Source organism: Streptomyces sp. NBC_01214, assembly GCF_026340975.1.
Lineage (GTDB): Bacteria > Actinomycetota > Actinomycetes > Streptomycetales > Streptomycetaceae > Streptomyces.
In genome coordinates, this window is the sequence record NZ_JAPEOS010000001.1 from 4,883,788 (window position 1) to 4,896,583 (window position 12,796).

Sequence of the window (12,796 nt, forward strand, 5' to 3'; positions counted from 1 at the left end):
ACGGGACGCGTGTGGGGCTGCCCCGTCGGACCGGGCCGTAGTGATCGTGCTCTTCAGTAGGAGACGTCGACGTGGTCGATGTCGGTGAACTCGACCTCGAGGAGGCCGGCGCGGGTTCCGGCGTCCTGGAAATGGGTCTCCTGGAGGCCTTCGGCGAGCCCTTCGGTGAGGCCTTCGGTGAGGCCCTTCGGTGACGGTCGAGCGCAGTTCCGGATCGGCGGCGCCCTTGTTGAGGCGCGCCGAAGAGCCGTTGCGCGTAGGCGGCGGGGAGGTGGACGGTCAGGCGGCGCGTGCGTCCGTCGTCGGTGGTGCCGACGGGGGCGGTGTAGCCGAACCGGGCCCGGGTCTCGACGGTGATGCCGGTGCGGGCCACGGCCCGCTTGCGCAGCTCGTCACGTACGGCCGGCTGCCAGCGGGAGCGGACCGCGGCGTCGATGCGGTCCGTGATCGCTTTGGACGGGGTCTTGCGCTCGCCGGACCGCTGGCTGACGCCGAGCTCCCGCGCGACGGCCCTGGTCGTCTTCAGCTGCCCATGGGGAAGTTGACGCGTTCCTTTCATCGTCTTGGGCGGCTCCCGGGTGAACGTCTCGCGGTCGCACGGGTGATGGCGTCCTGGATGTCCCCCATGACCTGTTCCCCTTCGTCCAGTGCGGCGTCGCCGCCCTTGATGTGCCGGGCCGGGTTCAGACTCTTCTCCATGACGTCGACGGCCCACGCCATCTCCTGGACGCTATCGACCTCGGCCAGAGCGGGTGGTGTCCCCGGGCGGAACGAACCGGGGCGAGGCTTCCCGGAGGTGCTGTCGCCCGCGGGCTCGGAAGTGACGCACACCTTCGCGACGTTCGCCGGCTTGCGTGCATGTTCACCCGGGGCGTGGAGATGACCGCGGCCCGGACGTCGGGCCGTCCCGCCGGGCGTTCCAGCGCCTGCCACCGTTCCCCGTCCCGGTAGCACCGTCCCTGGTCAGTAGGCACCCGTACAGGTGGGGGCGTCGTGGGCGTCGTGGACCCAGATGTGCAGGACGAGGGTCCGGCCTTTCCCTTCCACTCGTTCTGGCTCGTCGCTGGCGGGGTGGAAGCCCAGGGCTTGTGCGACGGAGATGCTGGGGGTGTTGTCGGCCTCGATTTCCAGCAGGAGGCGGGGGAGTTCCAGAACCTGGTGGGCGTAGTCGGTCAAGAGCTGCGCGGCACGCAGGGCCAGGCCGTGTCCACGGTGAGCGGTGCCGACGCCGTAGCCCATGGTGCCTCGGGAGAGGTTGAGCAGTACTTCGCCGAGGGGTTTGAAACCGTCGGTCGTGATGGCGAGGTGGAGTCGTTTCCCTTCGGCTCGGGTGCGGTGGATCATCTGCAAGTACTCGCGTGCCGCGGTCAGGTCGAAGGGCGAGGCGAGCGGGGTCCGGTCGGCGAAATCGGGCTCGTCGAAAAGCTCGACCATGGCCGGCAGGTCCGCGTCCTCCCACTCTCGTAGTACGAGATCACGGCCAGTCAGCCGTACGGGGGAGACGGGCAGCGGCATGAAACCTCCAGGTGAGCGATGACTAGGTGGTGATCCTGTGCTGCTGGGCACGTGATGCCCCCGCGCAGTGGCGGGCGTAGTGGTCGTCGGCCGACCGTCAGCAGCGGTGTTCAGGCAGAGTCACAGGTGATGGCGTCGCCGAGGAAGAGGCCGCCGCCAGCACGGTCCAGGGCCTTCTTCGGGAGCCTGCCGGCAGACTGCCGGGCAGGACGTCGTCAGCGTAGCCGTCACGGCTGGCGAATTGGAGGGCCAAGCCCCAGGTCCAGGTCTCCAGGACGCCGGTGAAGCGCAGGCAGCGCCTCGGCCGCCCCGCGGCATCTGCACACCGTCGCCGAGCACGGCCTCGAGATGCCCGTCCCCTTCATCATGCGGGAGACCAGATCACCGGCTGGGCCGGGGCAGGCCCGCCGTGGCCTGAGCACAGGGCACGGCATCCGGTCCCACGAACACCATGGGGCCCGAGCCCCCGGACGACGGACGGCACGTCTCTACACGGCGAGGAACCACCCTAGCGTCAGGAACCCTACGGTCAGGCAACGTTGGGGCAGGACAGCAGACGCCAGACCGCACAACTTCAGCGGCCAAGGTGCGTTTCGAGTCAATCCGCTGTGCTCTCTGAGTAGGGCTGGGAGGTTCGGGCCGCGTGATGCTGCTGGAGGTTTCGGGGCTTGCTGGCGATGCCCTCGCTGTACGTGGGCTGCCGTCATCGCGATGGGTGCTCGGTTTCGGTCAGGGCGTCCATCGAACCGGTTGCCGACTCCGTGAAGCGAGTGCGTTAATTTACGGAATGCCTGCATGAAGGTGACCTGCGTACCGAGTGTGCCAGCGGCGCAGACGCGAACTCCGAAAGGGCTGGATCAAGATCGCTTCGACATGTGCGCCACCGTCTCGCCTACGTGAAGCAGAAGGGCGAAAGGCAACGCCTCAGAGATGACCTCTGGTTCGGCGTCTGGATCCCGGGTTTCCTGGATCCGGAATCCGGGATCCGGGGTGCTCCTGCGATGGATCTTGCCGAGTCGAAACGAAGCTTTCCATGTCAGGATCACCCCTTGAACGGCAGGCACTGAATCATGACGCTGCTCACCCAGAGCACGACCCTCGCCCGCCCGTCCTATCGCCTGGTCGAGGTCTACGACGCGGACGCCTGCCTCACCGACGAGACGGCCATCGCCGCAGCGCGACGCGACGTTGTCGGCGGCAACGGTTACCACCTTTACATGTGCAGCCTGCAGTCCGACCTGAAGGTGGAAGTCATAGTTCGGGTGTGGGACGGACCGCAGCCTCCACCCGCTGAGGTAGAGGGTTCTACGGCCGTCAGCCTTGAGTCGGAGACCGGGTTCCTGGTGATCGGCCAGTTCGTGTTCGGACCTGCGGCGGAGATGTCGCTTCCGAGACCGGGTGTCTACGAGGGAAACGTTTCATGGGCCGGCCGGGTCGCCGCCGCCGAGTACTATGAGCACGCGCTCAGCCAGATCGAAGGCGACTGGAGCAGTGCACGGATCGGACAGTTGTGGGACGACAACCCGCAACCCGAGCAGTACACCCTCGACCTCTGGTACGTCCGCGAACCCGAACCCGTAGACGACGAGGACGACTGAGCTGCGCGCTTGGGGCGCCGGCTGAGCTCGACGTTCAACCTCGCAGGTGACCCGACCTGCTGATCTGCGGTTCCTCCCGGGACTGCGGAGGCGGCCGTTCTCCACGCTTCGAGATGTCGAGTCACGAAGCACGAGAGAACGGCCGCTGCCTATGAGTCTCCCGGTCGACGCCCGCAGGCGAGGCGTTGGGCCTGTTGTCCCGCCTTCGGGTCGAGTTCGACGAGAGCCTCTACGCTCGCGCGGATGCGCTTTTCGAGCTCACGGACGCGGTGCTGTGCACGGACGGACCGGTGAAGACCCTGGTCGAGCTGTCGCTGGCCCTCGAGCACCGGCGCGGGCATGGTGCCCTGTACTCGGCGTTGGACCGAGGCTGGCTGGAGCCAGCGCGACCGCGCCGCACCCTGGCCTCATTGCCGCTGCCGAGGGCTGCCGACGGGCGGATCATGCTGGCCGTGGACGTGAGCCGCTGGCTCCGCCCTGATGCCCCTATCAGCGACGACAAGCTGTTCTGCCACGTCTACGGGCGTGGTGACCGCAAGACGGACCAGTTCGTGCCTGGCTGGCCGTACCCGTTCGTCCGCCGCGCTGGAGCCCGACCGCACTTCCTGGGTCGCCGCTGCTGGACGCCGTGCGCCTGGGCCCCGCGGACGATGCGACCGCCATTACGGCCGCCCAACTACGCGACGTCGTCGAGCGGTTGACGCAGGCCGGGCACTGGCAGCCGGGCGACCCCGAAGTCCTGATCATGATGGACGCCGGCTACGACGTCGCCCACGTCGCCCATGCGCTGACGGACCTGCCCGTCGTGCTGGTCGGACGCCTGCGCTCGGACCGCGTCATGCTCCGCGACGCAGGCTCCCCACGTTCCGGCCCGAAGGGCGGCCGTCCCCGCCGGCACGGCGGCGTCCTCACCTTCGCCAAGCCCGACAGTTGGCACCAACCCGACGTCACCGCCGCCACGGACACCACCCGCCACGGACACCACCTGCTACGGACACCACCCGCTACGGCAAGGCGGAGGCGACGGCCTGGGACCGGATGCACCCCAGACTCACCCACCGCGAACCCTGGCTGGAACATCCGAGGAGGAACTGCCCGTTCTGCACGGCACGTTGGTGCGACTGAAGATCGAGCGCCTGCCGGGCGACCGTGACCCGAAACCAGTCTGGCTGTGGTGCTCGGCGACCGCCGCCATGCCGACGGACGTGGACCGCTGGTGGCAGTCGTTCCTTTGCAGATTCGATCTCGAGCACACCTTTCGGCTGATGAAGCAGACGCTCGGCTGGACGTCCCCGAGGGTCCGCCACGCGGACACCGCCGACCTGTGGACCTGGCTCATCATCGCCGCCCACACCCAGCTCCGCCTCGCCCGGCCCCTTGCCGAGGACCTGCGTCGCCCCTGGGAACGACTGGTGGCCGAACCCCGCCGCCTCACCCCCGCCCGAATGCGGAGGGGGTTTCGCAACGTCCGTGCGACGGCAGTCTGTCCGGCGGCCGCACCGAAACCGTCCCGGCCAGGCCCGGGACGCCCTCCCGGCTCGAAGAACAAGCACCGCGCCAAGCGCCACGACGTCGGCAGGACGGTCAAACGCGCCGAGTCGATCAAGGAACATCAGGCCAGCCGACCATGAACGTCAAGCTCAGCGTCCGTACCAGCCTGCGGATCCCGCTTCCTGCGATGGCTCGAACGCCTGGTGAAGAGCCACGAGGCCGGTGATCAGGCGGGAGTCCCAGCCAGGGACGAGTACCTGGAAGTCGTCGGCCTCCATACCGCGGAAGACGAGGTGGGCCCGGCCTGAGTCGTCGCGCCATATGATGCGCCGGGGTGAGCCGAACCCGCCGTCACCCTCGCCCAGGATGGAAACGACCAGGCACAGCAGGCTGACGGGAAGGCCGAAGGGCCACCACAACGCCCACCACACGAGACGGCCTCGGTAGCCGCGGAGCACGGGACCCGCCGACGGCTCCACAGTCCACAGCATCCGGCCAAAGCTGAGCCAACGGCGGCGCCGCAGTGTGATCCGCCCAAGCGGCACGCCGAGCGGGTCCTCGACACGGTAGACGGCGGGGCGCCCGCTCAGGCGCGACCCCAGGGCCTGCTCGGTGAATACGCGGGCGGCCGGCGCCTGGCCGTCCGGAACGATGTGGAAGGCTCGAACGGAGCGGCGTCGGTCCAGCGTGGGGGCGTTGACATCACGGTAGAGCCGGACCGCTCCGGACACCTGCTCGTCCTGACCGCTCATGACGACCGCCGGCGGGGACACCTTGGTCATCACTTCGTACGTCACTCGCCCCTGGCTCACGCTCTGCCCCTCCGTGCATGTTCAGTTCAAGTCCGATGATCTCATCGTGGAGCGTGCGGGGGGCACGGAGGCGATGTCCACGTCTGCTCCACGGGGCAGGCCGGACAGAGCTGAGGGTTCGTTACCCGTTCAGGGATGGGTACGGGGCCTTGTGCAGGTGGGTGATCACGGCAGGGGCGTCGGCCGGGTCCTTCTTTACCCGTGCCGGCAGCGGACCTGAGGACGTCCAGGCAAGGGCTGCGCTGGGGGCGAGGCCCGCAACCGAAGGGTGCCGCTGCGCGGCGGATCCAGGCCGCCGTGCCGTACGCCTTCAGCCCGGGCGAAGACGGGCACGCCAGCCGGTGCACCGAAACCCACCCGTCCCGGCCCCACCCGTCCCGGCCCCGGCCGCCCGTCCGGCTCGAAGAACCGACAGCCCGCCACCCGCTACGACGTCGGACGAGTCCTCGCCGCCGGCGAGCCCTCCATCCGGCCGTCCTGGCGCGGCGCATGCCCCGCCTCTGGAGCAGCGGCCCGTGATGGCTTCCAGAACTTCTTCATGGCAACGCGAGGCGGACGTGACAGCCAGGGAACCGCGCGCGTCCTGACCGCCCTCGACCTGGCTGTCGCCGACGCGGAGCAGGGCAGGCCTCTGACGTTCGCCCTCATGGCGAAGTGGCAGCGGACTGTGCTGGGCCGCGACCTTGCCGGGTTCCGCACGGTGCCGGCCTTCGCGAAGGGCGGACAGGAGCGCTACGGCCTCGCACCCGACACCCGGGCGAGATTCGAGCGCTGCCTGTCCGAGAGCGCACAACTGGATCTGCCCCTCCCGTCACGTGCTGCCCGGGCCCACCTGGACATCCTCTTCTTCCACCCGTTCGAGGACGGCAACGCCCGCGCAGCGATGCTGGCACTGGCATTCGTCCTGGCACGGGAAGGCGTCTTCCTCAACGAGGTGTACCCGCTCCAGACGACCCGCTGGGCCGACGACCCCGAAGGCGCGGTCGATCTGGCGGTGCTGCTCGGAATCCTGATCAACGCTGCTGACCGGCGTCTGTCCCACGGGGAGCCCGCCATGAATGAAGCGACATCCTGATCAACGCGCTCGCGCAGGGGATCCGCCGCCCGGTGTCCGAGGGGGCATCGAACCGACGGCCTCGGTCAGGAAGAGCAGACCGAGGTGCTGCTGTTCCGGGGCTCACCATCGCCGACGTGCGGTGCCGCGAACGCTTCTGCTCGGGCGGCTGCAATCACTGGCGGCACGGACGGTCCGCCGCCGCCTGAAACCTCAACGCCGCACCCCTGAAGCCCGGTTCCCCCCGTGTGTGTGCGGCCTGCTGCCCTGCGCACTGCCAGACGTGTCCGGAATTCCGCTCCGGACGCTGCGGCGACCAGCACCAGACGGGTCAGAGGGCACTCGGTGGAGGAGTGCCTGCGGTGGGTCAGAGCAGGCCGAGCTGTTCCGATGAGATCAGGTAGATGCGTTCTCAACGGTGCGGCGCCTCGGCGGCCGCCGCTGCGTGGTTGAGCGCCCCGGACGGGAAGGGTGTCTCCTTGCTCTCCGTAATCAGCTGGCGGTGGAAGTCGCCCAGGACGACTGCGGTCCTGGCATGCCGCTCGATGATCGCTGCGACCTCCGGCGGAACACCGCCGGGCTTTCGGCCTGCAATCCACTCCTGCAGGAACACGTCTGTCCCCGTTTCGCCCCGAAGGTGTTCGACGAGGTGGTGGTGCAGCAGATGGCTCGCGGTGTAGTGGCGGTCGTACGCGAGATGGTCCGACAGGAACTGCGCCTCGGCTCCCGAGAGCTCGAAGCCCGAGCTCATGGCCAGCCCGAAGTCCGCGAAGTAGATCAGCCGGCCGTCGGTCAGGATGTTGTTGAAATGGGCGTCGAAGTGCACGAGTCCGCGAGAGCTCATGAACGCCGCTCCCCGCGCCAAGGCGTCCTCCACCCACACGTAAGGGGCACCGGCACCGGCTGGCGCCGTATTCTCCCGGTGCTCGTACAGCCACGACCCGAGTGTCTGAGGCACATGTTCTAGGAAGAGCACCAGGCTGCGGGAGGACCGGCCGATGGCCTCCAGTCGTTTGCGTACGGCCGGAGAGCCTTCCCAGTGGGCGACGGCTCCGTCGATACCCCCGAACTCGTCCATGAAGGCCTCGGGAGGGGAATCGGGCAGGACACGCCAGTGGTACATCAGGGGAAAGCTCTCGTGCTCCCTCCCCAGGACCCAGTGGGTGGTCATGGTGTGTACGGCCAGTTCCCGCCAAGCACCGAACCCGGCGGACCCCACTCCGTATTGGTAGAACAGGGGCAGCCCGAAGAGGTTCGCCGTGGACCGGACGTTCTCTGGCCGGGCCTCGACGTCCGTCAGTGGCACCTTCTTGACGAAGACCCGTGTCCCGTCGACGTCCAGTTCGGCCGACCTGCCGCCGATGCCGACCCCGAGCGCGGAAGCGGACGCTACGACGTCGGCGAGCCGCCTGTCGCTCAGCAGGGGGAGACCGGTGGCCACGGTCCCGTAGGTAGCGAGACGCGCTGCGTGGGCGGAGTCGGGGTGGTCCATCGACGGCTCCTCGGTGCCCAGAACGAGGGCGTCAGTGATCGTACCAACGCAATCGACTCTATCCGCCGAGGTCGACTCAGTTCTTGTAAGGGACCGTTGACGGGATCTGGAGAGGTCGGGAGCCGGAAGAGACCGCGACGTAGGCCAGTGCGTCGTACTCCTCGGCAAAGGAGGAAGGGCTCAGAGCGAAGCGGTAGGTCCAGCGAGGCACCATGGCACCGAAGCTCCGTGTGCGGTGCCGGCCGTTGAGCCACGCCCGGGTACGGCCCACGGCGCGTGACTGCGCTGCGCAGGTGACGACAGCGTCGGCGCGGGGGCGAGTCCATGGACCGGGCCATGTCGGACGGGCACGCAACGTACCGCCGTCGGGTCCGCTGGCTGGCGCGGGTGTGGGGCTCAGGTCATCGCGTGCGGTCCTTCGGCGTCTGTTCGGCATCAGCCCCACCCCTGCCGAACGGCGGGGGCCGCCGGGGCCGTCAGACCGCACACGCTGCGGAGGTTGACCGTCGGTCATGGAGGGCTTGGCGGCGTAGGTCGGCAGTTTCCTGGTACCGGCTCAGTTCGTGCAGGGCGTTGGCGAGTTCCTTGCGGCTGGCGAGAGTGTTCGGCGGGGTTCGTCCTCAGCGGCGGGTGTCTGACGTGATGGTTCACAACGGACGTCGAGGCGCGCGCCGAGGGCTGGGCCGTGAGCCGAGTCCATGATGACGGTCAGCAGGGCCGGGCAGAGCTGGTGGCCTCGCCCGGTGAGGTCGCGGGCGGGACGCGCTCGCCGCAGGCCGGTGCTCAACACCGCGGTCCCTCCCTCACGACCAGCGTCGCCGGGCAGACCGGTCGCGGGTGGTACGCGCTCGATGCCTTCGCGGAGCGCGGCGACAGCGGCCGGGACGACCTCCAGGGGTTCAGCGGCCTCCGTGCTCTGGGGCCCGGACAGCGCTCCGGTGATTACCTCCGGAGCGTTGGTCGCTTCCTCGATGGCGCCCACGCTCCATCGCTCGGGCCCGCTGGCGAACCGTGAGCGCAAGGCTTCACCGAGCCGGGGCGCGAGACCCGGGCATCCGACAGAACCTCGACCGGCATACCCGGCCGAAGCCGTGAAAGGGAGGCGGGCCGTCGATGTCCATGGCGATCCGGGCGCGGCGGAGGCGGATGACGTTGAGGCAGGGCTGCTCCCCGCGCACGCGGGGAGCAGCTGATCGTGCGCTCCGCTGGAGCTACGGCTTGATGGCGACCCAGATCTGCTTGCGGCTGATCTCGGTGTAGGGGGAACGGTCGAACTCGCCGTAGAGGTTGTCGATCTGCCAACCTGCCTGGTTCAGTTCGATGGCGAACTGGTGGGCGGGCACATAGGCGCGGTGGAGCGGCGGGAGGTGGGTGCGGCTCGTGACCGTTCCTTGTCCGTCGAGATGTTCGATGACGCCGTGGTAGGTGGTCAGCTTGCGGGCGCGGTCCAGGATGGTCTCGTTGAGGTAGAAGACGTAGTCCTCGCCCCGGCCCATCTCGACGGGGATGCGGTCGTACTTGAGCAGGCTCTCCAGGGACGTGTTGGCCGCGTCGAAGACGAAGTATCCGCCCTGCTGGGTGTTGCGGAGCACGTTGCGCATCACGCGCAGGCGGTGTTCTGTGTCGATTATGTGGTTGAAGGTATTCAGGGAGGAGTAGGAGAGCCGGGCTGGTTCGTCCAGGCTGTAGTCGGCGAGGTCCGCCTCGACGAGCTTGGTCCGGGTGCCTTCGAGTGTTTTCGCGCAGCGGCGCAGGGACTCAGGCGAGATGTCGATGCCGACGTCAGGACGGCTTTCGACGGCTACGCGCCCGTCTCCGATGCCGAGGTCCACAGCCGGACGTCCCGTGCCGGCGACGAGGTCGCGGTAGAAGGCCGCGTCGTGGGCTCCGGTCCACAGGGAACGGACCTTCACCCAGGCGTCGAATTCTTCGATGGTCTGCTTCGGCTGAGTCACGCGGACGGGTCCTTCGCTGGGGTCGGGCGGGCGATGAGGAGGGCGACCAGGACACCTGTCCCTATCAGGAGGAACCCGGTGACGGTCAGGATCGGGCCGGATCCGGCCATGACACCGACGGCGCCGGCCGCTGCGACCCCGACGGGCTGGGCCCCGTTGAGGACGGCCGCGTAGTACATGTTGATCGAGTCGAAGGCGGGCCTGGGCAGTGACTCCTGGAGGATGGTGATCACGATCGTGCCGTAGGGGGCGAAGACGAGGCCGCCCAGGAGCAGGCCCGCGACGACCGTAGGAAGGTTGGTGGCCAGGCCGACGATGACGGTCGCGGCCCCCCAGCCAAAGATGATGACGGCGGCCCACAACGGCCGTGCGAGGCTCTTGCGGGTACCCAGGAGCAGCCCGGTCACCGCGGAGCCCACGCCGACTGCGGACCATGCGTATCCCAGACTGCGGGCAGCTTGCGCGTCGCTCATCGAGAAGTCCTCGATGAGCTTCAGCGGAAGCTGAACGAGCAAGGGACCGTAGAGGGCGTAGAAGACAGCGGTGGCTCCGACCAGGACCCAGGCGGTGCGCAGGGCCGTACTGGATGCCGGGGATGACTCGTCTACAGCTCCCCGTGACGGGGCCGGAACCGAGGCCGGGCCCGCACCCGTCGTTCCGTTCCGGACGGACACGACCGCGGCGAGCACACTCAGATAGCCGAGACCGTCCAGGAGGAGGACCGGTCCGGCGCCAGCGGCCGCGATGATGATGCCGCCCACGGCCGGGCCGGCGAGGAAGCCCACCTGCGTGACAGTGGAGAACAGCGAGTTCGCCGCGAAGAGCTCTCCCGGCTTCGCGCTGTCTCGGATGGCAGATTGCCAGGCGGCCCGTCCGAAGGAACCGGTCAGGCTCGCCAGCCCCAAGCACACCAGGAAGAACGGCATGCTCAGCGCGTCAGCCCAGTAGAGCCCCCCGGCGATGACCAGGAAGGTGCATTTGTTCGCACTGTTGACAACGGTGAGCCGGGCAGGGGTGACGCGGGCCAGTTGTCGGCCGAAGAACACGTTCACCAGCACACCGGGCACGAGGTAGGCGATGGTGACACCCGAGATGGCGAGCGACTTGTTGTCCGGGGTCAGCTGTGCCGCGATCCAGACGATCGCGATCTTGTCCATGGACGTGGACAGCGCGAACGGCATGTACCCGATGAGCAGACGCCGGATACGGGCGTTTGACCAAGCGCTCTGGTACCCGCTGGGCTTGGTGATCGTGTCAGGACGCTGCACAGTCGCACACACAACGGAATCCGATTTCGAAGTGCCGGTCGAACAGGAGGTCCCGTCCCCGGAACGCTGCCGACGCCTGTTCGGGCAGCGATGTCCACGCCCCGCCCTTGATCACGGCGTAGGAGGTGGGGTCGTAGACGACGTCCAGAGCGTCCCTGGCACCGTCTCCAGGTGTGGCCGATGCCCCTGAATAGGCCGACGCTGTCCATTCCCAGCAGTTCCCGCTCATGTCGTGGACGCCGAACGGGGAGGTCCCGCGGGCGGCCACCGCACGTGTGGTCACCAGAGTCGGCTCCTCGAGGAGGGCCATCAGTCGGGTGCGCCACTCCTGGACCGATGTCCAGCCGCGGCTAAGGTCCAAGTCTCCTATGCAGTGGGCCTGGGCAGGGTCGAACTCGCGGCCCCAGGGGAAGGCTCGGCCGTCCGAGCCCTGCGCGGCACGCTGCCATTCCGCCTCGACCGGTAGGCGCTTGCCCGACCAACTGGCGAAGGCGTAGGCGTCGAACCAGTCGACTCCGGTCACCGGGTGGTCGGCAGCCACACGAGGGTCGGTGAGCGTATTGCGCCAGTGGATCTTGCCCGGTGCCTCGCTGGGGTGGCAGTAGGCATGGTTCCGGGCCGCCTCGCTGGCGGCGAAGGCATCGTAAGAGCCCACGGTCACAGGGAACAGGTCGATGTGGAAGCCCGGCACCGGGACCGTCGTACGCGGGTCGTCGTTCCAGTCGAAGAGCAGTCCCGCTGACTCCCACTGCCGCGGGACGCCCATGATGACCTCGCCCCCGGGGACGAAGGCCATGCCGTCGTGGCGGCCGTGGTCCTTGGTATCGGTGCGCGAGGTGCAGGTCCGGATTTCGGGCGGTGCGGGCTGGGCTGGCCGCCCTTCCGGGAACAGCTTGTCCTGCAGGTCGGCAAGAGACTGTGGCCCCGATTCTCCGCGGCCCAACCGGTGCGCGATCGCCTGGATCGCCTCCAGAGCCACGGCATGTCCGATGCCCACGGGCTTTCCGCTGTGGTGGGTGATCCGCTTGGATGCCTCGCCCACGATGAGCATCAAGTGCGCGATCGTGTCTTCATCCGCGATGAGTCCGGCGACCTGAAGAGCTTCAAAGGCTACGAAGTCGTCATAGTCATGTGTCAGCCACTCCGTCAGCTTCCGGGTACCGGAATGCGTAGGCGCCATGTGTGCCAAATGTCGAAGCGCCGCCACCCGTACCCATGGCCACGGATGCATGGCGCCGATGGGCGCGAGGTCCGGGGCCTCATGGGCCTTCGCTGAGCCGATCGCGGAGATATATTCCAGAACAAGTCTCGGAGCGTCACTCTGGGCACATGTGGAGGCGAGCGCTATTTTATCAAGTTCGTCTATTCTCTGTAAGAGACGCAAGACATTCACCATTCAGTGGGAGCAGAACGAGGGGGTGCGGAGCCGACGGCCCGCACCCCCTCGGCCTTTACTTACTTTCCTACCACTTATCTGCGTCAGTGAGGCGCTTCTTCAGGGAGCGGGTCGAAACCGCCTTCTCCCACTGAGATCCGTAAGACATCCAATTCACCCCGTTTCTAACTGAAAATGATCCCGCCGCGCAGGGGTGTCCCTGAGCGGCGCCGTGC

At 68.0% G+C, this 12,796-nt stretch carries 9 protein-coding genes and 2 pseudogenes; 4 read left to right on the plus strand and 7 right to left on the minus strand.

Annotation, left to right across the window (positions count from 1 at the left end; translation table 11 throughout):
- Positions 1 to 53: 53 nt before the first annotated feature.
- Positions 54 to 627 (minus strand): annotated as a pseudogene (locus OG594_RS22795) (XRE family transcriptional regulator).
- Positions 628 to 963: 336 nt separating this feature from the next.
- Positions 964 to 1,515, minus strand: coding sequence for a GNAT family N-acetyltransferase (locus OG594_RS22805; protein ID WP_266601872.1), 552 nt, complete (start codon positions 1,513 to 1,515; stop codon positions 964 to 966).
- Positions 1,516 to 2,585: 1,070 nt separating this feature from the next.
- On the opposite strand from OG594_RS22805, the gene OG594_RS22810 reads away from it, so the two are divergent.
- From OG594_RS22810 to OG594_RS47400, 3 genes and pseudogenes are all read left to right on the plus strand, one after another.
- Complete coding sequence (locus tag OG594_RS22810; RefSeq protein WP_266601873.1) at positions 2,586 to 3,113, plus strand: hypothetical protein; 528 nt, start codon at positions 2,586 to 2,588, stop codon at positions 3,111 to 3,113.
- A 269-nt stretch (positions 3,114 to 3,382) separates the two neighbouring features.
- A pseudogene (locus OG594_RS47395) lies at positions 3,383 to 4,266 on the plus strand (transposase).
- 112 nt (positions 4,267 to 4,378) lie between these two features.
- Positions 4,379 to 4,744, plus strand: a complete 366-nt coding sequence (locus OG594_RS47400) for a hypothetical protein (RefSeq protein ID WP_266601875.1) — start codon at positions 4,379 to 4,381, stop codon at positions 4,742 to 4,744.
- 9 nt (positions 4,745 to 4,753) lie between these two features.
- Here the strand turns inward: OG594_RS47400 and OG594_RS22825 are convergent, their stop codons facing one another.
- Positions 4,754 to 5,416 (minus strand): hypothetical protein, encoded by a 663-nt coding sequence (locus OG594_RS22825; protein ID WP_266601877.1) that lies wholly within the window; start codon positions 5,414 to 5,416, stop codon positions 4,754 to 4,756.
- Positions 5,417 to 5,954: 538 nt separating this feature from the next.
- Between OG594_RS22825 and OG594_RS22830 the strand changes: the two genes are divergently transcribed.
- On the plus strand, positions 5,955 to 6,491 hold the full coding sequence (locus OG594_RS22830; protein ID WP_266601879.1) for a Fic family protein: 537 nt from the start codon (positions 5,955 to 5,957) through the stop codon (positions 6,489 to 6,491).
- A 391-nt stretch (positions 6,492 to 6,882) separates the two neighbouring features.
- Here OG594_RS22830 and OG594_RS22835 read toward each other — a convergent pair whose 3' ends face one another.
- The 4 genes from OG594_RS22835 to OG594_RS22850 all read right to left on the minus strand — a co-directional run bounded on the left by OG594_RS22835 (position 6,883) and on the right by OG594_RS22850 (position 12,569).
- Positions 6,883 to 7,962 carry a protein kinase family protein gene (locus OG594_RS22835; protein WP_266601881.1) on the minus strand — a complete coding sequence of 360 codons (1,080 nt, stop codon included), beginning with the start codon at positions 7,960 to 7,962 and terminating at the stop codon, positions 6,883 to 6,885.
- A gap of 1,211 nt (positions 7,963 to 9,173) precedes the next feature.
- On the minus strand, positions 9,174 to 9,917 hold the full coding sequence (locus OG594_RS22840) for a trans-aconitate 2-methyltransferase (RefSeq protein WP_266601883.1): 744 nt from the start codon (positions 9,915 to 9,917) through the stop codon (positions 9,174 to 9,176).
- The gene (locus tag OG594_RS22845) at positions 9,914 to 11,197 is read right to left on the minus strand and encodes an MFS transporter (protein WP_323185277.1); all 1,284 of its coding nucleotides are present in this window, start codon (positions 11,195 to 11,197) and stop codon (positions 9,914 to 9,916) included. Before OG594_RS22845 ends, OG594_RS22840 begins: the two co-directional genes overlap by 4 nt.
- Positions 11,172 to 12,569: an SUMF1/EgtB/PvdO family nonheme iron enzyme gene (locus OG594_RS22850; protein ID WP_266601887.1), complete on the minus strand. Its 1,398-nt coding sequence runs from the start codon at positions 12,567 to 12,569 to the stop codon at positions 11,172 to 11,174. The genes OG594_RS22845 and OG594_RS22850 overlap by 26 nt, the downstream gene beginning before the upstream one ends.
- Between the last annotated feature and the right edge of the window lie 227 nt (positions 12,570 to 12,796).